At 63.9% G+C, this 21,047-nt stretch carries 21 protein-coding genes; 16 read left to right on the forward strand and 5 right to left on the reverse strand.

Annotated elements, in window-relative coordinates; genetic code table 11:
* Positions 1-3: 3 nt before the first annotated feature.
* Positions 4-831, reverse strand: a complete 828-nt coding sequence (locus tag BN1969_RS08485) for a tyrosine-type recombinase/integrase (RefSeq protein ID WP_050623911.1) — start codon at positions 829-831, stop codon at positions 4-6.
* Between the two features lie 289 nt (positions 832-1,120).
* On the reverse strand, positions 1,121-1,966 hold the full coding sequence (locus BN1969_RS08490) for a tyrosine-type recombinase/integrase (RefSeq protein WP_050623912.1): 846 nt from the start codon (positions 1,964-1,966) through the stop codon (positions 1,121-1,123).
* A 274-nt stretch (positions 1,967-2,240) separates the two neighbouring features.
* Here BN1969_RS08490 and BN1969_RS08495 point away from each other — a divergent pair, with 274 nt between their 5' ends.
* Genes BN1969_RS08495 through BN1969_RS08505 form a run of 3 tightly spaced genes read left to right on the forward strand, consistent with a single transcriptional unit; the run spans position 2,241 to position 5,076 of the window.
* A complete protein-coding gene (locus BN1969_RS08495; RefSeq protein ID WP_082203550.1) occupies positions 2,241-3,659 on the forward strand; it encodes a TrkH family potassium uptake protein in 1,419 nt (472 codons plus the stop codon).
* An 11-nt stretch (positions 3,660-3,670) separates the two neighbouring features.
* Positions 3,671-4,318 (forward strand): potassium channel family protein, encoded by a 648-nt coding sequence (locus BN1969_RS08500; protein ID WP_050623913.1) that lies wholly within the window; start codon positions 3,671-3,673, stop codon positions 4,316-4,318.
* Positions 4,315-5,076: a TrmH family RNA methyltransferase gene (locus BN1969_RS08505; protein WP_050623914.1), complete on the forward strand. Its 762-nt coding sequence runs from the start codon at positions 4,315-4,317 to the stop codon at positions 5,074-5,076. Before BN1969_RS08500 ends, BN1969_RS08505 begins: the two co-directional genes overlap by 4 nt.
* Here BN1969_RS08505 and BN1969_RS08510 read toward each other — a convergent pair.
* Positions 5,073-6,200 carry an MFS transporter gene (locus tag BN1969_RS08510; RefSeq protein WP_050623915.1) on the reverse strand — a complete coding sequence of 376 codons (1,128 nt, stop codon included), beginning with the start codon at positions 6,198-6,200 and terminating at the stop codon, positions 5,073-5,075. The genes BN1969_RS08505 and BN1969_RS08510 overlap by 4 nt on opposite strands.
* A gap of 532 nt (positions 6,201-6,732) precedes the next feature.
* Here BN1969_RS08510 and BN1969_RS18560 point away from each other — a divergent pair.
* Positions 6,733-6,888, forward strand: a complete 156-nt coding sequence (locus tag BN1969_RS18560) for a DprA-like winged helix domain-containing protein (RefSeq protein ID WP_154669731.1) — start codon at positions 6,733-6,735, stop codon at positions 6,886-6,888.
* 85 nt (positions 6,889-6,973) lie between these two features.
* On the forward strand, positions 6,974-9,343 hold the full coding sequence (gene topA, locus BN1969_RS08520; RefSeq protein ID WP_050623917.1) for a type I DNA topoisomerase: 2,370 nt from the start codon (positions 6,974-6,976) through the stop codon (positions 9,341-9,343).
* Positions 9,344-9,361: 18 nt separating this feature from the next.
* Here the strand turns inward: topA and BN1969_RS08525 are convergent, their stop codons facing one another.
* Positions 9,362-9,628 (reverse strand): hypothetical protein, encoded by a 267-nt coding sequence (locus BN1969_RS08525; RefSeq protein WP_050623918.1) that lies wholly within the window; start codon positions 9,626-9,628, stop codon positions 9,362-9,364.
* Between the two features lie 78 nt (positions 9,629-9,706).
* Here BN1969_RS08525 and BN1969_RS08530 point away from each other — a divergent pair, with 78 nt between their 5' ends.
* Both BN1969_RS08530 and trmFO read left to right on the forward strand, forming a co-directional pair.
* Complete coding sequence (locus BN1969_RS08530) at positions 9,707-9,913, forward strand: helix-turn-helix domain-containing protein (RefSeq protein ID WP_050623919.1); 207 nt, start codon at positions 9,707-9,709, stop codon at positions 9,911-9,913.
* A gap of 247 nt (positions 9,914-10,160) precedes the next feature.
* Positions 10,161-11,438 (forward strand): methylenetetrahydrofolate--tRNA-(uracil(54)-C(5))-methyltransferase (FADH(2)-oxidizing) TrmFO, encoded by a 1,278-nt coding sequence (gene trmFO / locus BN1969_RS08535; RefSeq protein ID WP_050623920.1) that lies wholly within the window; start codon positions 10,161-10,163, stop codon positions 11,436-11,438.
* Positions 11,439-11,489: 51 nt separating this feature from the next.
* Here the strand turns inward: trmFO and BN1969_RS08540 are convergent, their stop codons facing one another.
* On the reverse strand, positions 11,490-11,747 hold the full coding sequence (locus BN1969_RS08540) for a hypothetical protein (protein WP_050623921.1): 258 nt from the start codon (positions 11,745-11,747) through the stop codon (positions 11,490-11,492).
* A 69-nt stretch (positions 11,748-11,816) separates the two neighbouring features.
* Between BN1969_RS08540 and BN1969_RS08545 the strand changes: the two genes are divergently transcribed.
* From BN1969_RS08545 to BN1969_RS08585, 9 genes are all read left to right on the forward strand, one after another.
* Positions 11,817-12,065 (forward strand): helix-turn-helix domain-containing protein, encoded by a 249-nt coding sequence (locus tag BN1969_RS08545; RefSeq protein WP_050623922.1) that lies wholly within the window; start codon positions 11,817-11,819, stop codon positions 12,063-12,065.
* Between the two features lie 4 nt (positions 12,066-12,069).
* On the forward strand, positions 12,070-13,101 hold the full coding sequence (plsX, locus tag BN1969_RS08550) for a phosphate acyltransferase PlsX (RefSeq protein WP_050623923.1): 1,032 nt from the start codon (positions 12,070-12,072) through the stop codon (positions 13,099-13,101).
* Between the two features lie 103 nt (positions 13,102-13,204).
* Positions 13,205-13,438: an acyl carrier protein gene (acpP, locus tag BN1969_RS08555; RefSeq protein ID WP_050623924.1), complete on the forward strand. Its 234-nt coding sequence runs from the start codon at positions 13,205-13,207 to the stop codon at positions 13,436-13,438.
* Between the two features lie 108 nt (positions 13,439-13,546).
* On the forward strand, positions 13,547-14,218 hold the full coding sequence (rnc, locus tag BN1969_RS08560; RefSeq protein WP_050623925.1) for a ribonuclease III: 672 nt from the start codon (positions 13,547-13,549) through the stop codon (positions 14,216-14,218).
* 613 nt (positions 14,219-14,831) lie between these two features.
* Positions 14,832-15,977: an AI-2E family transporter gene (locus tag BN1969_RS08565; protein WP_077138733.1), complete on the forward strand. Its 1,146-nt coding sequence runs from the start codon at positions 14,832-14,834 to the stop codon at positions 15,975-15,977.
* A gap of 265 nt (positions 15,978-16,242) precedes the next feature.
* Positions 16,243-17,628, forward strand: a complete 1,386-nt coding sequence (locus BN1969_RS08570; RefSeq protein WP_050623926.1) for a hypothetical protein — start codon at positions 16,243-16,245, stop codon at positions 17,626-17,628.
* Positions 17,629-17,655: 27 nt separating this feature from the next.
* Positions 17,656-18,345 carry a response regulator transcription factor gene (locus BN1969_RS08575; protein WP_050623927.1) on the forward strand — a complete coding sequence of 230 codons (690 nt, stop codon included), beginning with the start codon at positions 17,656-17,658 and terminating at the stop codon, positions 18,343-18,345.
* A 49-nt stretch (positions 18,346-18,394) separates the two neighbouring features.
* On the forward strand, positions 18,395-19,825 hold the full coding sequence (locus BN1969_RS08580) for a sensor histidine kinase (protein WP_050623928.1): 1,431 nt from the start codon (positions 18,395-18,397) through the stop codon (positions 19,823-19,825).
* A gap of 84 nt (positions 19,826-19,909) precedes the next feature.
* Positions 19,910-20,914 (forward strand): DUF1385 domain-containing protein, encoded by a 1,005-nt coding sequence (locus BN1969_RS08585; RefSeq protein ID WP_242850307.1) that lies wholly within the window; start codon positions 19,910-19,912, stop codon positions 20,912-20,914.
* Positions 20,915-21,047: the final 133 nt, after the last annotated feature.

Genomic DNA, 21,047 nt, shown 5'->3' on the forward strand with positions numbered 1-21,047 from the left:
TGGTCACATCATCCCCACCCCCTTTCCGGCATCCCAGCCCACGGAGAACTGTTCCGCCTCCATCATCTGGTCGAAGGCCTGGACCACCAGCTGGTCCACACTGACCCGGATGGCATCCTGGGTCTCCTGCCACAGCCGGCGCAGACAGCGTGGGTTCCCTTTTTCCTCCGGCACCCGGGCGTCCCGGCACAGGGACCGGATCTCGCCCGTCACCTGGGTCCGCCGTATGGGCTGCCCGTTCCGGCTGCGGAACACCGGTCCTGCGGTGATGCCCTGCCGGGCCGCATAGCCCCGCAGCTCCTCCGCCAGCGGCGGCGGCAGACGCACGGGGCTGGGTCCCCGCCCGTCCAGCGCCTCCGCCGTCAGCCGGGGCAGCTCCCCCACCGACAGGCCCGTGCTTCCGAATACCTTCACCAGCAGGTAGAGCCGCTCCTTCTCCAGAACCCGGGCGGTGGACAGCAGACGCAGATACTCCCCGCGGGTCAGCTCCGGCCGCTCCCCCTCCGCCGGGGGCGGGAGGGCGGCGGTGGCCTGGAGTTCCCGGTGGCCCAGATAGGTCATCAGGCCGTTGGCCGCCGCCAGCCGCACATTGATAGTCCGGGGAAGATACCCCTGGTCCTCCAGCGTCTCCCGCCAACGGTCCAGTGTCCCGCGGCCTACCCGCTTGTCCGGCGGCAGCGACCGGTACAGCCCATAGATGCTCCGCCGGTACGCCGCCAGGGTGTCTGCGCTCCGGCCCTGCTGGCGCAGGGTGTCCAGATAGGCGTCCATGGCCTCCGGCGTGAGGCATACCTCTCCTGCCGGGGCCTCCTGTTCCATCACCAGTTCCATGCCGTTCTCCCCTCTCGCCCCCCAGTTGTAGGCAAAATCAATATTTTGCCGCGTTCTATCCCGGGGAAGGAGCTGTTCGGGCAGAAAAAAAGAGCGCCGGCGGCGCTCCTGAGGGAAAAAGGGCGTGAAGATTGAGCCGTATGAGCAATTTGGGCTCATATGGCTGGTCTTTGCGCAAATTTAGCAGCTCCAGCTTGAATTTTCCATCGGCCTGTGCTATAATCTACCAGAAATCTATGTAGCCTCCTGCGGCCTTTCCTGGTCGCTGGATGCAAAATATTGATTTTGTCTAGCGGACGAGGCGCAGGCGGTCCAGATCCCGGCGGTGCTGGGCACCGGTGGAGATGAGATAGATGCGGGTGGTCTCAATGCTGGAGTGCCCCAGGACATCGGCCAGCTTGGCCACGTCCCGGGTGGCCTGATAGAAGGTGCGCGCAAAGAGATGGCGCAGGTTGTGAGGGAAGACCTTGGTGGGGGCCACCCCGGCCCGGAGGCACAGGCGCTTCATCTCCGCCCAGATCTGCCGCCTGGACAGAGGCTTGCCGCTTTTGGTGAGGAAGATCTCGCCGGAAGCGGTTTTTTGCTGTCTGGCGTACTTGAGCAGCTTGCGGCACAGCTTGCCGGGGAGGAGGATGGTGCGGACCTTGCCCTTGAGGGCGATATCCGCCTGACCGGAACGGGCGGCCTCCACAGTGATATAGCGCATCTCGCTGACCCGGATGCCGGCGGCGCAGATGGTCTCCATGACCAGGGCCAGGCGGTCCCGGCCCAAGGTGCGGGCGGTGTCCAGCAGGCGCTGGTACTCCTGGCGGCTCAGCTCCCGCTCCTCGCTCTGAAAGAGTCTGCGCTGCACCCGCAGGGCGCGGACACGGCAGTCCTCCAGGCCGATGAAACGGAGAAAGGTGTTGAGGGCGGCCAGCATGGAGTTGATGGTGGCGGGGCGGTAGCCGGAGCGGACCAAGTGGGCCTTCCAGCCCGTGACTGCCTCCCGGTTCACCGGCGCCCCCGCCAGCCACTCCAGAAAGGCCCCTGCGTCCCGCAGGTACTTCTCCACTGTCCCCGCGCTCCGCTCCTCCTCCGCCAGCCTCCGGGCAAAGGCAGACAGATGTTCCTGGGGCACATGGTGATCTTTCATACAAAAACTCCCCTTTTCTTCCAGTGTGGTACTATTTTACCGGAAACGGGGGGCGTTTATCCGAAACCTAGGGGAAGAAAAGGAGGAAGGCTGTTCAATTTGCAGCCCAACCTCCGGCACCGGACACTCCTTTTTATATATAAGGTATGAAAATGCGGGGCGGGGGAGAAAAATCGTTGACTTGAATATCCTGGGAGGGTATGCTATACTCAACTTTGTATGAATCCACGGAGGGCCCGGGCCGCACAGCATACTGACAGGGGGAACTGCCGGTATGCTGTTCTGCATCGGGACAGGGGAGCCGGGGGCTCCGGCCCCGGCAGAAGGGGGAGGCAGCGTGCTGCGCCTGTTGTCCAATCAGAATTTTAACCCTACCCGCCTGATCGTGGTGAGCTTCGGGGCCATCATCCTGCTGGGGACTTTTCTGCTCCACCTGCCTATCTCCGCCCGGGACGGGCAGTTCACCCCCTGGCTGACCTGCCTGTTCACCGCCACCTCCGCCACCTGCGTCACTGGTCTGGTCCTGGTGGACAGCGCGCTCCACTGGACTCCCTTCGGTCAGGGGGTGATCCTGGCCATGATCCAGCTGGGCGGGCTGGGATTTGTCTCATTGATCAGCCTGATCCCTCTGCTGCTGCGGCGGCGCATCGGCCTGTCCCAGCGGCTGGCCATCGCCTCCGCATTTAATCTGAATGGGATGTCCGGGGTAGTGCGGGTGGTGCGCCACGCCCTCATGGGCACCTTTCTGCTGGAGGGCTGTGGTGCGATCCTGCTGGCTACTCGCTTCGTCCCTCTCTTCGGCTGGGGGCGGGGGCTGTGGTACTCCATCTTTCACAGCGTGTCCGCTTTCTGCAATGCCGGATTCGACCTGATGGGGGAGCACACCGGGGCCTTCTCCAGCCTTGCGGGCTTCCGGGAGGACCCGGTGGTGCTGGGCACCATCGGGTGCCTGATCGTGCTGGGCGGCCTGGGCTTTTTTGTTTGGGAGGACTGCCTGGAGCATCGGAGCTGGCGGCGGCTGTCCTTCTACTCGAGAATGGTGCTTGCCGTCACCGGGGCGCTGATCCTGGGGGGCTGGCTGTTCTTTCTGGGGGCAGAGTGGAACAATCTGGAGACCCTGGGTGGTATGACGGCGGGAGAGAAGGTGGGCAATGCCCTCTTTCAGTCGGTGACCCTGCGCACAGCAGGGTACAGCGTTCTGGACCAGGGGGCCCTGCGGGAAGGGGCGGCTGCCCTGTCCGTGGTGCTGATGCTGATCGGGGGCTCCTCCGGCTCCACCGCCGGCGGCATCAAGACGGCCACCGCCGGCGTGCTGCTGATCTCACTGTGGGCGGGCCTGCGGGGGAGAGACCAGGTGGTGCTCCGGCGGAGGACCATCCCCCAGGCCCGGGTGCTCAATGCCATGACCCTGACCCTGGTGGTGACCTGCCTGTTCCTGGCCGGGTCCATCGCCCTGACATTGGCGGACGGGGTCCCCTACCTGGCTGCCGCCTTCGAAGTGGCCTCGGCCATGGGGACCGTGGGGCTGACCATGGGGATCACCACCGGCTTGTCCCCGCTGAGCCAGGGAATCATCATCGCGATGATGTTCCTGGGCCGGGTGGGCGTGCTGTCCTTCTCCATTGCGTTCCTGATCCGGGACCGGGGAGAGAATAAGATCCGCTACCCCAGTGTGGATGTGATGATCGGCTGAAGGAGATGTCTATGAAAAGCTTTTTGGTGATCGGACTGGGCAGATTCGGCACATCGCTGGCCTGTGAGCTGTGTGCCCTGGGCCACGAAGTGATGGCGGTGGATCTGCGGGAGGAGCGGGTCCAGGAGGTGGCGGGCTCTGTGACCCACGCCGCCGCCGGAGATGCCCGGGACCCGGAGGTCCTCCGGGCCCTGGGAGCCAGGAACTTTGACTGTGCTGTGGTGTCCGCAGGGGACGACGTGGGCACCAGCGCCCTCATCGTCCTCAACCTGAAGGAGCTGGGAGTGCCCCAGGTGGTGGGCAAGGCCCGCAGCGCCGTCCACCACCGGGTGCTGGAGAAGATCGGCGCCGACCGGGTGGTCTTTCCGGAGCAGGAGATGGCCCTGCGCCTGGCCCGGAACCTGGCCAACGGGGACATCCTCAACTTTATCGAGCTGTCGGAGGAGTACTCCATCATGGAGTGCCGCTGTCCCCGCCAGTGGCAGGGGAAGAGCATCCGGGAACTGGACGTGCGGGCCAGACACCGCCTGAACATCATCGCTATCCGCCGGGGGGGCGGCATGACCATCTCCCCCGGAGGTGAGTACGCCCTTCAGGAGGAGGACGAGCTGGTGGTGCTGGGACGGAACGAGGATATCAGAGAGGTGGAGCGGCTGTGAGAGAGGAGTGGATCACCAGCCGGAAGAACCCTCTCCTGGTCCAGATCCGCCGCCTGGCCTCCAGCCGCGGCGCCCGGCGCTCAGCGGGGATGTTCCTGGGGGACGGCGTCAAGCTGCTGGAGGAGGCCCTGAAGTGGGGAGCGCCCCTGGAGACGGTGGTGTACTCGGAGGGGCTGGACGGGCCGGAGCTCCCGCCGGAGGTGCGGACGGTCCGGGTGCCGGAGGATGTGATGGCCTCCATCTCCCCCATGGAGTCCCCCCAGGGGGCGCTGTTCCTGTGCCGGATGTGGGACACCGCCCCGCCGCCCCGCCTGGAGGGCGGGCGCTATCTGGTGCTGGACGGTCTCCAGGACCCGGGGAACGTAGGCACTATCTGGCGCACCGCCGATGCCCTGGAGGCGGACGGCCTGCTCCTGGTCCACGGATGTGCGGACCCCTTCGGCCCCAAGGTGGTGCGGGCCACCATGGGGGCCTGTTTCCGGCTCCCGGTGTGGGAGACCGGCCCGGAGAGGCTGGCGGGCCTGCTGGAGCGGTCAGGACTGGCGCTGTACGCCACCGCCCTGCGGGAGGATACGGAGGATATCAAAACGGCGGACCTGAGCCGGTCCGCCGTGGTGATCGGGAGCGAGGGGCGCGGGGTCTCGCCGGAACTGCTCGCTATGAGCCAGCGGGCCCTGAAGATCCCTATGCGGGAGCGGTGTGAGTCCCTGAACGCCGCCGCGGCCGCCGCGGTGGTGCTCTGGGAAATGGGCCGCTAATCCCGGCGGGGCCGGTGTCCTGCGTCCAGCTTTCGGTAGGCCCGCTGGATGATGACCAGTGAGACGGCCAGACACAGGGCGAACAGGGCATAGGCCGGAACATAGCTGTGGAAGCGGTCGGCCAGCAGGCCCGGGATGGGGCCGAAGAGGAGCATCCCCAGAGCGTAGGACACAGTGAGGGAGCGCACCGCACCCTCGTACTGGGCGTCCCCGAACAGGTCGGCAGACCAGATGGCAAAGGTCACCGCCGAGATGGGCAGGCCCAGGCCGAACAGGGTCATGGCCGCAAAAGCGGGGAGCATCCCGCCCAGGTGGGCCAGACAGCACAGGAGCAGTCCGGCCAGAAAGACCAAATGGACGTACCAGTTGCCCGCCCGGCTACCAAAGCGGTCATAGATCTGGCCGCAGAGGATCTTGGATACGCAGATGACCAGCCCCAGGTAAGAGATGAGCAGAGCGGCGGAGGCGCTGTCATAGCCGGCGGTGGTGTAGAGCACCGTGAGGTGGGAGAAACCGGGCCCGCCGGGGCCGCCGATGAGAAAGACAGCCAGCAGCAGGGACAGCCGGAGGGCGGGGGTCATGCCCGCCGGCGCGGGGCTGGCTCTTATACACATCCAGGTGGGTCTCAGAGACAGCCTGGGGGGCGGAGGCGTCCCNAGCGTGGGGACAAAGATGGTGGACACGCCGCTGCCCGCGGCGGCCAGCCCCAGAGCCAGGCCCCGCCGGTCCCGGAACCAGTGGCCCACCGCCAGGGAGAGGGGGACCATGCCGCCGTAGCCGTAGGCCAGACCGGTGAGGGCCCCCGCGGCACAGTAGAGGGGGAAACTGTCGGCCAGGCCGAAGCAGAAGCAGGACAGGGCCAGCAGCACTACCCCCAGGGTCATCACCAGACGCAGTCCGATCCGGGCGCACAGCTGATTCACTGTCAGCATGGCGGCCAGGGTGAAGAGGCTGCGCGTGGTGGTGATCCAGGAGCCCTGGGCGTTGGAAAAGCCGTTGAGCTGGATGATGTAGGGCTGATACACGGAGAACACGTTGATGCCCATCCCCATGACCGCGAACAGGGACAGGGCGCCGCCCAGACAGATGATCCAGGCGTAATGGGGCCGCCGAAGGGAGACCATGGGAACAGCACCTCCTTATTCCTATCTCCTACCATACAGGAGGCGGGGACGTTTGTAAAGGGGGATTTTACCGGAGGAGCGGGACGGAGGGAAGAAAATTGGCGACGCTGAAATACTGGCTGTGGCTCACCGGTCGCAGGGGGCTGGGGAATGCCGGCGCCCTGCGGGTGCTGGACCACTTTGTCACCCCGGAGCGGGCCTTCTACGCCGACCCGGAGGAGTACGCCCTGGTGGAGGACCTGACCCCGGCGGCCCGGCGCGCCCTGCTGGACAAGGACACCGGCGGGGCGGGGGGCGCCCTGGTGGGGTGGGGCCGCCCCGGCCTCCCGGTCCTGACCCCCCCCGCCCCCGCCCCCCCCGCCACGCNCCCCTCAGCCCGGCGGCGGCCGCCGCCCGGCTGGAGACAGCGGCCTGTCCGGCCCCTGCCCCGGCGGAGCGGGAGGAGGCACCGGCGGCACCCGGGCGGGAGCGCATCCCCGCCGCGGAGCAGCGGGACCGCTTTACCGACGACGAGCTGGCGCTGATCGCCGCCTTGGGCGGCCGGCGCCGCTCCGCCGACGAGCTGGTGGAGGCCGCACAGATCCCGGCCCGCCGGGTGCTCTCTGCCCTGACCATGCTCCAGGTGCAGGGGGCGGTGGAAGAGGGGCCGGACCGCCGCTTCTCCGCCCTGGTGGAGCTGGAGGAATAGACTCTTGACAGACGCGCGCGGGGACGCTCCGCAGCTGCGTTTTGACTTATACTTTTTTCTTATCTTCGATTTTGGAGGTTATTTGATGGCAGCAAAGACCGATTTGGTGATCGTAGAGTCTCCGTCCAAGGCCAAGACCATTGGGAAGTACCTGGGGCCGGGCTATGAGGTGAAGGCGTCCATGGGCCACGTCCGGGACCTGCCTAAGAGCAAGATCGGCGTGGACATCGAGGGAGGCTTTGTCCCCCAGTACCAGCCCATCAAGGGCAAAGAGGACGTGATCAGCGACCTGAAGAAGGCAGCCAAGAAGAGCGGCCGGGTCTATCTGGCCACCGACCCGGACCGGGAGGGGGAGGCCATCTCCTGGCATCTGAAGGAGCTGCTGGATATCCCGGACGACAAGACCTATCGGGTCACCTTCAACGAGATTACCAAGAAGGTGGTCAACGACTCTATTGCCGCCCCCCGGGCCATCGACCAGAACCTGGTGGACGCCCAGCAGGCACGGCGCATCCTGGACCGCATCGTGGGCTATGAACTCTCCCCCCTGCTGTGGCGGAAGATCCGGCGGGGCCTGTCCGCCGGGCGGGTCCAGTCGGTGGCCACCCGGCTGGTGGCGGAGCGGGAGGAGGAGATCCGGGTCTTTGTCCCCCAGGAGTACTGGACCATCGAGGCGGAGCTGGAGCGGGTGCGCCCCAATCTGGGGGGCTTCAAGGCCCAGTTCTACGGCCGGGAGAAGAAGATGGAGCTCCGCAGCCGGGAGGAGGCGGAGGAGGTGGTCCGGGCGGTGTCCGCCGCCCCCTTCTCCGTGACCAGGGTGAAGCGGCAGGACAAGCTGCGCAATCCGGCGCCCCCCTTCACGACCTCCACCCTCCAGCAGGAGGCCAGCCGCAAGCTGAACATGACCCCCGCCCGCACCATGTCCATCGCCCAGCAGCTCTATGAGGGCGTGGACATCACCGGGGAGGGCACTGTGGGCCTGATCACCTATATGCGTACTGACTCTCTGCGCCTGTCCGAGGAGGCCATCGCCGCCGCCAAGGGCTTTATCGAGAGCCGCTACGGCAAGGAGTACTACCCCGCCCAGGCCCGACGCTACAAGACCAAGGGCAATGCCCAGGACGCCCACGAGGCCATCCGTCCCTCCGACGTGACCCTCACCCCGGAGGACGTGAAGAAGGACCTGACCTCGGAGCAGTACCGCCTCTACCGGCTGATCTGGGGCCGGTTCCTGGCCTGCCAGATGGCAAGCGCGGTCTATGACAGCGTATCCATCGAGGCCCAGTCCGCCGGCTACACCTTCCGGGCCAGCCACTCGGAGCTGAAATTCTCCGGCTTTACCGCCGTGTATGAGGAGGGCCGGGACGAGGACGACGAGGCACCCCAGTCCCCCCTCCCCGACCTGCGGGAGGGGGAGCCGCTGGACCGGAAGGGGCTGAAGCAGGACCAGCACTTCACCCAGCCCCCCACCCGGTACACCGAGGCCACCCTCATCAAGGCTCTGGAAGAGAAGGGGATCGGACGCCCCTCCACCTACGCCCCCACCATCTCCACCATCCTGAACCGGGAGTACGTGGTGAAGGAGGGGAAGTACCTCCGCACCACCCCTCTGGGCGAGGTGGTCACCGGCCTGATGAAGGACAAATTCAACGATATCGTGGACTACGCCTTCACCGCCCAGATGGAGGAGCGGCTGGACAAGGTGGAGGAGGGAGAGGCCAACTGGAAGAAGGTGCTCTCTGACTTCTACGGCGGCTTTGAGGCAGAGCTCCACCAGGCGGAGCAGGACCTGGACGGGGAGCGCATCAAGGTGCCAGACGAGGTTTCGGAGGAGATCTGTCCCCAGTGCGGGCGGAACCTGGTCATCAAGTCCGGCCGGTTCGGCCGCTTCCTGGCCTGTCCCGGCTGGCCGGAGTGCGACTTCACCATGCCGCTGGTGGTGGAGATGCCGGGCAAGTGCCCCAAGTGCGGAGGGCGTCTGTTCAAGCGCACGGGCAAGAGCAAAAAGACCAACAAGCAGTACACCTATTACTGCTGTGAGCACCTCAACAGCAAGGACGAGTCCAAGCGATGCGACTTCATGACCTGGGACGTCCCGGTGAAGGACAACTGTCCCGTCTGCGGCTGGACCATGTTCAAGAAGGCGGGCCGGGGGGCGAAAAAGCCCTTCTGCATCAACGAGGCATGCTCCAACTTCACCCCGGAGGAGAAGCGGGGCGGCTGGCGGAAAAAGACGGAGGAGAGCGGGGAGGAGGCCCCTGCCCAGGAGGCGGCGGAGGAGGGCAAGACCGCCGAGAAGAAGGCTCCGGCCGCCAAAAAGACCACCGCGAAGGCGGCGGCCAAGAAGCCTGCCGCCAAAGCCGCGGCCTCAAAAAAGGCATCCGCGGCGAAAAAGCCCACGGCTAAGAAGACCGCCGGGAAAAAGACCGCCGCCAAGAAGACGGAGGAGGGATGACCGGCGGGGGCTGAACGCTCAGGCGGTCAGCCTTCCGTTCAGCTCCCGGCACAGGTCCACGGTGGCCAGGAACATGGCCTCCAGCAGGCAGGAGTTCTCCTGAAAGGCGGCCTTTTCATAGCGGTCGAACAGGGTGCGCCCCTCTTCATCCAGATGATCGAGGATCTCCAGGGACCAGGTATCCCGCCGGGTGCTGCTGATCCGGTAATCGGAGTCCACAGCCAGGTAATTTTGAAGGGTAACTTTGTTGATGTACTCAAAGAGAGCTTCCATAAGATCGGTCATTGTGATCAACTCCAAACACGAATAATTTATACATGTTATAACACGTATAGATTATTCGTGTCAAGAGGAAGTAAAGAGATGTATGGAGAACGATTAAAATTTTTGAGAAAAGAACGGAAGATTCCGCAGAAAGACCTTGCGGAGCTGCTGGGGATCAGCATCCGTGGATATCAGTTCTACGAGAGCGAGAACAATGAGCCCAATATTGCCGCATTGGTGACATTGGCGGATTTTTACGGGGTGACCATCGACTTTCTGGTTGGGCGCACGGACGAGGAAACATAACGGTACTGCGTATAGGGCGCAGCGGCCCGGCACACCGCTGCCCAAAGCCTTTCCCCTCGGGAAAGAGGTGCCCGACGGATGCCGCATCCCCCCAAAAGCCTTCCCCCTCCTGGGGGGAAGGTGTCGCGGCGTATGCCGCGACGGATGAGAGGGCGGTCCTCCGCCCGCCTCTGGCCGCAGGGCGGAACCCCCAAAACACTTCATCGCCGCCCTCTGGCAGGGCGGGCGGATCTCGAGGAGGAGAGCTATGGAACCAGTGAAGATCATCGGCGCCGGTCTGGCGGGCTGCGAGGCGGCCTGGCAGCTGGCCCAGCGGGGCATCCCGGTGGAGCTGCACGAGATGAAGCCGGAGAAGATGACCCCCGCCCACCACAGCCCGGAGTTTGCGGAGCTGGTGTGCTCCAACTCCCTGCGCTCCGACCAGCTGGAGAACGCGGTGGGACTGCTGAAGGAGGAGCTGCGCCGCTGCGGCTCTCTCATCATGTCCTGTGCGGATGCCCACCGGGTGGAGGCGGGGGGCGCCCTGGCGGTGGACCGCCGCGCCTTCTCACAGGCAGTGACCCAGGCCATCCGCTCCCACCCCGCCGTCCCCGTGGGGGAGGGGGGGGGAGGGNTCGCCGCCGGCCCGCTGGCCTCCGACGCCCTGACGGAGGAGATCTCCCGCCTGTTCCCGGACAGCCGCTACCTGAATTTCTTCGACGCGGCGGCCCCCCTGGTCACCTTTGAGAGCGTGAATATGGAGCGGGCCTGGTTTGCCTCCCGGTACGACCGGGGGACACCGGATTACATCAACTGTCCCATGGAGGAGGAGGAGTACCAGGCCTTCTGGGAGGCCCTCACCACCGCCCAGGAGGCGGAGGTCCACGGCTTTGAGGACTCCGGCGTCTTTGAGGGGTGCATGCCTGTGGAGGTAATGGCCCGCCGGGGGCGGGACACCCTGTGTTACGGCCCGCTGAAGCCGGTGGGCCTGAAGGACCCCAGGACGGGGCGGGAGCCCTTTGCGGTGGTCCAGCTCCGCCGGGACAACGCTCAGGGCTCCATCTATAATATCGTGGGCTTCCAGACCCACCTGAAATGGCCGGAGCAGAAGCGGGTGTTCTCCATGATCCCCGGGCTGGAGCGGGCGGAGTTCGTCCGCTATGGGGTGATGCACCGGAACACCTATCTGGACTCCCCCCGCCTGCTGGACCGGTACTACCGGGTGCGGGGGCAGGAGCGGATCATGTTCGCGGGACAGATCACCGGCGTGGAGGGATATGTGGAGTCCACCGCCTCCGGCGCGCTGGCGGCTATGGAGCTGGCCCGGCGGCTGGAGGGGAAGGAGCCCATCAATTTCCCCCGGGAGACCGCCATGGGCGCAATGGCCCTTTACATCAGCGACCAGAGTGTGGTAAACTTTCAACCGATGAATGTGAATTTCGGCCTGATCCCGCCCCTGGGCTACCGGGTCAAGGGCAAGCGCAACAAGAACGCCGAGCTGTCCAAGCGGGCGCTGGAGGCGCTGGGGGAGCTGGAGCTCTCCTGACGGGACCGCTTGAGACCTCGGGACGGGACCGGAGCTGAGGAAGAGGCCGGTTCAGACCTTTCCGTCCCCTAGGGCCAGCCGAAGTCCCAGACGGAGGCCGTGGGCGAAGGAGACCAAATCGCTCTGGTCAGTGAAACGTAGGACGGCGTCCCAGAGAAGGTCTCGGGCCTCTGGGTCACGGATGACCTCCAGGCGGTCCAGACAGCTGGAGAGGGCCTGACGGCGGCGCTCATACTCTGGGTCGTCCTCATACATCAGCCGCCCAGAGTCTACCTCGGAAAAATAGAGTTCTTGGAGCTGGACTTCCATTGCAACATCACCACACTAAAAGGATGTATTCAATATATATTCTTTTAGTGTGGTTGTCAAGGGGGAAATATGTTTCATAAAGATCTATATGGGCTCCGCTTGAAAAAATTGAGAAATCTGTCTGGGGAGAGACAGGCAGATTTGGCGGCAGTTTTGGGCGTGAAGCCCAATCAGATCATGGAAATGGAGAACGGGCGAAAGACCACCACATTGGAAAAGCTGGCTCTGATTTGTCGGCATTACAACGTCTCGGCGGACTATCTGCTGGGGCTGACCGACGAGCCCAGGCCGCTGGTACAGCAAGAGAAAGAAGGTTAATGGAATGAAGATCATAGTGGACGCCATGGGAGGAGACAACGCGCCCCAGGCTCCGGTGATGGGGGCCGTCCAGGCCAACCGGGAGTATGGTGTGGATATCATCCTGGTGGGGCGGGGGGAGGCCATCCTGAAGGTGCTGGAGGAAAACGGCATCCAGGAGCTGCCCGCCGGCGTGGAGATCGCCCACGCCAGCGAGGTGGTGGAGATGTGCGACAACCCGGCCACCGCCTTCCGGGAGAAGAAGGACTCCTCCCTGACAGTGGGGCTCAACCTGCTCAAGGACGGCAGCGGGGACGCCTTTGTCTCCGCCGGCTCCACCGGCGCCCTGCTGGCCGCCGCCACCCTGCTGGTCAAGCGCATCCGGGGCATCCGCCGGGCCGCCCTGGCCCCTGTGGTGCCCACGGGGAACGGCGGCGCGGTGCTCATCGACTGCGGCGCCAACGCCGAGTGTCCCCCTGAGTATCTGATGCAGTTCGCCTATATGGGCTCCTACTACGCCGAGCACGTGCTGGGCCGCCCGGAGCCCCGGGTGGGCCTGCTGAACATCGGCGTGGAGCCCTCCAAGGGCACTGAGCTGCAGCGCACCGTCTACCCCATGCTCCAGAAGGCTGACCAGGAGGGCCGCATCCGCTTTGTGGGCAACATTGAGGCCCGGGAGGCCGTGGAGGGCAGCGTGGACGTCATCGTGGCCGACGGCTACTCCGGAAATATCTTCCTCAAGACCATGGAGGGCACCGGTCTCTTCCTGGCCCGGGAGATCAAGAAGATATTCAAGCAGAACCTGCTGACCAAGCTGGCGGCGGTGATGGTCTCCGGCGGGCTCAAGCGGTTCAAGAAGCTGATGGATTCCAGCGAGGTGGGCGGCACCGCTCTGGTGGGCATCTCCAAGACCGTCATCAAGGCCCACGGCTCCTCCAACGCCTACGCCTTCCAGAACGCCATCCGCCAGGCCAGCCAGTCCGTCTCCTCCGGTCTGATCGAGAACATCACCGCCAACATCGACCTGATGCGTCTGGACGCGCCGGAAAAGGAATGACGTTTTTCGAAAAAATGGAAACTCCCTATTGACAGCCACCCTGTTTGTGCATATAGTAGGGACAGAAAAAGTGCTGGAGCACAGCAAAAGGAGCAGGCTAGTTATGATTTTTGAAAAGCTGAGTGCACTGATCGCCGAGCAGTTCAACGTGGACCCCGACACCATCACCATGGACACCTCCTTTGAGGACGACCTGAACGCGGATTCCGTGGACATCGTGGATCTCTCCATGGCCCTGGAGGAGGAATTCGGCATTGAGGAGCTGGGGGAGGCGGAGGCTACCTCCATCACCACCGTGGGCGACCTGGTCCGCCTGATCCAGAGCAAGATCGACTAAAGGCACAAAAGACAAGATTCAAAGCTCCGCCGGAGAGGCGGAGCTTTGCCTTAGCGGGACCAAGACCGGCGCGGGCCAGCCCCGCGCCCCGGGAGGAGACACAGGAACATGACCACATTAGAGGAAAAGCTGGGCTACACCTTTCAGAGCCCGGAACTGCTGGAAAACGCGCTGACCCACAGCTCCTGCGCCAACGAGAGCCGGGGAAAGCTGCAGAGCAACGAACGGCTGGAATTTCTGGGCGACTCCATTCTGGGGATGGTGGTGGCAGACCACCTGTACCGGAACCACCCGGACCTGCCGGAGGGGGAGCTGACCCGCACCCGCTCCGCCCTGGTGTGCGAGGAGAGCCTGGTGGAGGTGGCCCAGGCCCTGGGGCTGGGAGAGTATCTGAAGCTGGGCAAGGGGGAGGAGGCCGGCGGCGGCCGCCACCGGCCCTCCATCCAGGCAGACGCCGTAGAGGCGGTGCTGGCTGCGGTCTATCTGGACGGCGGCATCGGCTCGGCCCGGAAGATCATACAGAAATTCATCCTCAGCCGGGAGGTGGCCGGCCTGACCAAGCCCCGGGACTATAAGACCGCCCTCCAGGAGCTGGTCCAGCGGGAGAGCGGGCAGGTGCTGGCCTACCAGCTGGTGGGCGAGGAGGGTCCGGACCACGACAAGCGCTTTTTTGTGGAGGTGGACCTGAACGGCACCCCGGTGGGCAGCGGGCAGGGCCGCAGCAAAAAGGAGGCCGAGCAGATGGCCGCCAAGGCGGCTATCGGGAAGCTGGGCGGCTGAAGCGGCCGCTCCCCGGAAAAGTGAAGCCCCGCCCGGCTCGGGCGTCAGGGACCGCCCCGGCCGCAGGCCGGGGCGGTTTTTACGTGCTCCCCAACGCCTTCCCATTGGGGGGAAGGTGTCACGGCGCAGGCCGTGACGGATGAGGGGGCGTCCTTCCGTACGGCAAAAATCCACAGGATAGGCGGGGCATGCTCTTCTTGCTCCGGACTCCGGGGCGGAGTCCCCTGGGAAGGGCACGGAAATATATCCTGTCCCGCTCTCGACGGGGAAATAAAAATTTTTTCAAAAAACCATTGACAAACGTGGTTAGCATATGCTAATATAAACGCGGTTAGAGGAAACTATCTGGCCGGGATTCTCCTCACACCTCCCTGCTTTCTTCCCCACACTTGTTCCGGCCTGAATCCTCCAGCCACCAGAATCCCCGAATGGACAGGCATCCCGTTTGGGAAACAGCCCACAGCCGCGATCACACGCGCGGCTGTGGGCCTCCTCCTTTTTGGGGGGAGGGGCAACTGGGATGTTGACGGGGGCGCCTGGGCATGATATAGTGGAAAAAAACAGGCGGGATCTTTGCCATGGAACAGATCCTGTTCCGCAGGGAGGGGCACCTTTGAACAAAAATCTGCTGAGAAGCATCCTTTTGATCATCACCTACTCGGTGGTGCTGGTGCTGGTACTGGTGAAGATCGACCTGATATGGGCCGTGGCGGCTCAGATCCTGGGGGCGCTGAAGCCCCTGTTCCTCGGGTTCGCCATCGCATTCGTGCTCAACCGGCCCTGCACCTTCTTTTTCCAACTGTACCACGGGGGGCTGGCGGGGCGGAAGCTGGACCGCTTCAGCCGTCCGCTGGCAGTGCTGTCCGCCTATGTGGCTCTGGTGGTGGTGGTCACCGCCCTGTTCTCCTTTGTGCTCCCCCAGGTGGCGGACAGCATCCGTCTGTTCGTCAGCAGTCTGTCCGGCTATATGGCCAACCTCCAGGCCCTGGCGGACGAGGTGTTCGCTCTGTTCGACCGGGAGGGCGTGGATTTCTCCAGCCTGAACGAATATCTGCGGCGGGTGCTGGAGGGGGTGCTGAACACAGCCACCAACGCGGCCTCCCATGTGCTGGTCATCACCAGCGGGGTCATCTCCATGGGGGTGACGCTGGTGCTGGCCATCGTGTTCTCCGTCTACATGCTCTCCGGGCGGGAGAAGCTGCTCTCGCAGTGCCGCCGGGTGATGCGGGCCTACCTGCCCGGCTCCTGGGCGGACCGGGTGCAGAGCGTGGTCCAGCTCTCCGCGGACACCTTCACCAATTTTGTCTCGGGCCAGCTCACCGAGGCCTGCATCCTGGGGGTGCTGTGCGCCCTGGGGATGCTGTTCATCCAGTCCGACTACGCCGCCCTGGTGGGGGTGATCGTGGGCACCACGGCCCTGATCCCGGTGATGGGGGCTTATATCGGGGCGGTTCTGCCCGCCTTTCTGCTGCTGATGGTGGACCCGTGGCGTGCATTGGCGTTTCTGGTATTCCTGGGCATCCTCCAGCAGATCGAGGGCAATGTGATCTATCCCAGAGTGGTGGGCACCTCCATCGGCCTGCCCGGTATCTGGGTGCTGGCTGCGGTGACGGTGGGCGGCGGCCTGTTCGGCCTGCTGGGCGTGCTGCTCAGCGTGCCGGCGGCGTCGGTGCTGTACACCCTGTTGAAGCGGGATGTGCACCGCCGGCTGGAGGAGAAAATGCCCGCCCCGGAGCAGGCAGAAGAGGGAACAGAATAGGCACAGGGGCCGGCGGGATCTCCGCCGGCCCCTTCTGACTTGCGGCTGCCCGGCCTCCGGGGTGGTCCTCCCCTCCCGGCCCGGTGCCGGGATGCGGTCCGATGGGACATGGGTCCCCCTGAGCGAGAAATCGAGCCACAGGGACGCAGGCCGAAAAGTTCTTTCAGATTTTGAAAAAAGAATACCCAAGCGCAAAGATTTATGGTATGATGACAAAAGGGTGATTTTCCAGCCGGCAGAGCCGGCCGAGAGGAGGGAACGGCACATGAGAAGACATATCGGGCTGGCGCTGCTGACGGCGGCGCTGTCTGTCCTGCTGACCGGCTGCCTGTTCCGCTCCACAGAGGATCTGTACGCCCTTCCGGAGCGCTTTCCAGGCTATGAGGACCTGACCGGCAAGCGCAGTGAGATCCAGGCCGGCCTGGAGATGGAGTATGGGACCACGGTGGAGACTGCGGTCATCTACTCCGGCGACAACACCTCTGTGATCCAGTTTCAGGATATGGACGGCGACGGCTCCCAGGAGACTGCGGTCATCTCCTTCCGCATCCCGGGGGCGGAGCGCTCCCTGCGGGTCTATTTCCTCACCACCCAGGGAGACACCGAGCGCTATGAGATCAGCGCGGTGGTGGAGGGGGACGGCACCGGAATCAACGCCATCGATTATGTGGAGCTCAGCGGCAGCGGCAAAAAGGAAGTGGTGGTCAGCTGGCGCACCATCGAGGGCGTCAACCAGCTGGGCGTCTACTCCCTGGACGAGCTGGAGAGCAATGAGACCGTTCCGGTGGCCTCCCAGCTCCTGATGACCGGATACAGCGGATACAGCCTGCTGGACATCGACCGGGATACCCGGACGGAGCTGGCGGTGATCCGCCTGGACCCGGCGGGCGTGGACAGCACGGTGGAGGTCTACGGCTGGCAGAATGGGATGCTGGATCGGCTGGGGACCGCCCGGCTCTCCGCCGGCATCACGGCCCTGGCCTCCAACGGCGTGCGGATCAACTACCTCACCGGGGTGATCCCCGCCCTCTATATCACCAGCACCCTGACGGACGGAGGACAGGCCACTGACATCGTGGCCATGCGGGACGGCTCGCTGGTCAACCTGACCATGAACCAGGAGACAGGCGTGAGCGTGGAGACCATCCGGGGCTATGGTGATATCCGCCCTATGGATGTGAACAGCGACACCATCCTGGAGATGCCCCGCCCCCACCTGCTGCCCACCTACGGGGAGAACTTGTCCAGCGACTTCTGGCTCATCGACTGGAGCCAGTACGACGTGGGGGGGAGGGCGGCCCCAGTCTTTACCACTTATCACAATATGTCCGATCAGTGGTATCTGATCATCCCAGAGGAGTGGGTGGACCAGATCACCATCTCCCGAAGCGACAGCAGCGGCATACGTGCGGTCATCTTCTCCCTCTGGAACGGGCAGAAGAAGGCTCCCACCCCGTTTTTGGCCATCTACAAGCTGACCGGCATCAACAGCAGCAGTCAGGCCGCCAAGGAGGGGCGCTTTATTCTGGCGGAGGACGGCGACGCCATCTATGCGGCAGAATTTTTTGAGAGCGGCTGGAACTGCGGATTGGATGAGGCCGGCGTGCGGGACAGCTTCCGCCTGATCCTGAGCAACTGGGCCGGAGACTGACCGGAGCGATCCACAGGAGGAACGGAAATGAAAAAGATCCTGGTGTTGGAGGACGAAGAGAATATCCGCAGCTTTGTGGTCATCAACCTGAAGCGGGCGGGCTACGAGACTGTGGAGGCGGGCACCGGAGAGGAGGCCCTGGCCCAGCTGAAGCAGAACCCTGGCATCAGGGTGGCCCTGCTGGACATCATGCTGCCCGATATCGACGGCTTTGAGGTGTGCCGGCGCATCCGGGCCATGGACAATAAGATCGGGATCATCATGCTGACGGCCCGGACCCAGGAGATGGACAAGGTGACCGGCCTGATGACCGGGGCGGACGACTATGTGACTAAGCCTTTCTCCCCGGCGGAGCTCACCGCCCGGGTGGATGCCCTGTTCCGCCGCACTGGAGGGGATGAGGAGCTGGAGGCAGATGACGAGGTGGTCCAGCCCCCCTTCCGGCTGAATACCCGCAACCGGACCCTGGAGAAAAACGGACAGCGGGTGAAGCTGACTCAGGTGGAGTACGGCATCGTGAAGCTGTTCATGGAGAACCCGGGCAAGGCACTGTCCCGGGAAGAGATCCTGGACGCGGTGTGGGGGCGGGACTACTTTGGAGAGCTGAAGATCGTGGATGTGAACATCCGCCGCCTCCGCATCAAGATAGAGGACGACGCCACGAACCCGGTTTATATCACCACCGTGTGGGGATATGGGTACAAGTGGGGCGGATAAAGCGAAGAAAACAGCGGGGATAGGCCCCTGAACGGAGAGGAGGGATACGGTGGCGAAGAAGACAGTGATCCAGGACCGGGTGAAGATCCGGGGCATCCGGAAGCGCTGGCTGGTGAACAGCATGGGCGTGGTGACCCTGATCCTGCTGCTGGCCATGGGAACGCTTACCTTGTCCCTGTGGGCGTACTATGAGGGGTCCATGCGGGACAACCTCTCCTCCCGGGCCTCTGACACGGCCCGGAGCTTCAGCGTCTACACCCGGCGGGAGTACCGGACGGCAGCCCAGGACTATGTAGCAAAATTTCCCGATAAGCAGAAGTTGGAGGTGCAGTTCATCGAGACAGACGGTTCGCTGCTGTGTACCAGCTACGGCCTGACCACCTCGGGCACGATGCCGGGGACGCCGGACATCACCGGCGCCATGGAGAGCGGCGATGTGAAGCCTTGGACGGGACAGGACCCCCAGACAGGGGAGCGGATCATGGCCGTGTCCGCCCCGATCATCTACCAGGGGACCACAGTGGGCGTGATCCGGTTCGTCACCTCTATGGCGGCGGTGGACCGGCAGCTGTTCCTGTCCATCGGTGTATGCACCCTGATCGGGATCGCCATTTTGACTATGGTGTATTTCTCTAACCTGTATTTCGTGCGTTCCATCGTGGAGCCGCTGGCCAGCATCAACGAGACGGCCCGCCTCATTGCGGACGGCAGCTACGGCATCCAGATCGAGAAGAAGTTCGATGACGAGATCGGAGAGCTCACAGACACCATCAATGACATGTCTCTGAAGATTAAGCAGTCGGAAAAGACCCAATCGGAGTTTATTTCTTCCGTCTCCCACGAGCTGCGCACCCCTCTCACTGCCATCACCGGCTGGGCGGAGACGATTCAGAGCGGTGAGCTGAAGGACCCGGGCGACGTGCGCAAAGGGATGGACATCATCGTGTCGGAGGCCCACCGGCTGACCAACATGGTGGAGGAGCTGCTGGAGTTCTCCCGCATTGAGGACGGCCGCTTCACCCTGTCGGTGGAGCCGCTGGACCTGAAGGCGGAACTGGAGGACGCGGTGTACACCTACAGGGAGTTCTTCCGCAAGGAGGGCATCGCTCTGGAGTACACCGAGTGCCCGGAGGAGATGATCCCCATCTCCGGAGACCCAGGGCGGCTGCGTCAGGTGTTCTGCAATCTGCTGGACAATGCGGCCAAGCACGGCGGCAGCGGAAAGCGTATCGACGTGTCCATCGCCCAGGAGGGGGGAGAGGGCGTCATCCGCATCCGGGACTACGGCCCCGGCATCCCGCCGGAGGAGCTCCCCCATGTAAAGTACAAATTCTATAAGGGCAGCTCAAAAGCCCGGGGTTCCGGCATTGGTCTGGCGGTGTGTGAGGAGATCATCACCCGGCACGAGGGCACCCTGGACATCGGAAACGCGGAGGGCGGCGGCTGCCTGGTGACCATCCGGCTGCCGATTGAAACATAAGTTCTATTCCCCCTTGCTATTCCGGCCCTGATTTGGTAGAATAGTGCTGAGCCTGTCCTTCAATGAAAAGGAGAACCAAGATCCATGCAAGAAAAGCAAGAAGAAACACAGCAGAACTGTGCCCGGGGCAGCTGCTCCAAGGGCTTCAAGACCATGTGCGGCGGCCAGGCCCTCATCGAGGGCATCATGATGCGGGGCCCGAAAAAGGAGTCCGTAGTGGTCCGCCGCCCTGACGGCGGACTGGAGATCCAGGAGAGGGAGCTCAGATTCATCCGGGACCGCTATCCGGTGCTGGGCTGGCCCCTGATCCGGGGAGTAGTCAACTTCGGCGGCTCTATGTACAGCGGCGTCAAGGCGCTGATGTACTCCGCGGAATTTTTCCCCGAGGACGGGGAGGCGGAAGAGGAGGAGCCCTCCAAGTTCGAGGTATGGCTGGAGAGCAGGCTGGGCAGCGAGAAGGCGGCCTCCTTTTTCCTGACTCTTGCGGTCATCTTGGGCGTGGGCATGTCCATCGGCTTGTTTTTCCTCCTGCCCACCCTGCTGGGCACTGCCGTGACCCTGTTCACAGACTCCATGCTGGTGCGCAACGTGGCGGAGAGCCTGCTGAAGATCGTGATTTTTGTGGGCTATCTGGTACTCTGCTCCCGGATGAAAGACATCCACCGGGTGTTCCAGTACCACGGGGCGGAACACAAGACTATCTTCTGCTATGAGGCGGGCCTGCCCCTGACGGTGGAGAACGTGCGCAGGCAGCCCAGGCACCATCCCCGATGCGGCACCAGCTTCCTGTTCATGGTGATCGCCATCTCCATCTTGGTGTCCACCGTGGTGTTCGCCATCTGGCCGGTGCACAACCCGATCCTGCGCTTCCTGGCCCATCTGGCCATGCTGCCCCTGATCGTGGGCATCAGCTACGAGTTCAACCGCTGGGCCGGACGGCACGACGGCCCCATCACCCGCATCCTGGTGGCCCCGGGCCTGTGGCTGCAGAACTTCACTACCTTTGAGCCGGACGACTCCATGATGGAAGTGGGCATCAAAGCGCTGGAGCTGGTCCTGCCGGAGAAGCAGGGCGAGGACGCTTGGTAAGGCACCGGAGGCGCTTGGTTGAATTAGGAATTTTAGCTGTTGTGGGGAGCCTTCCAGCTGGAGGGGGGGGGTCCTGCTGCGGGAGCCTTGGAGAGCGTGGCGGGGAATCAGGACCGGACCGTGTGCGGCGGAG

This window comes from Clostridium phoceensis, assembly GCF_001244495.1.
GTDB classification, from domain to species: domain Bacteria; phylum Bacillota; class Clostridia; order Oscillospirales; family Oscillospiraceae; genus Lawsonibacter; species Lawsonibacter asaccharolyticus.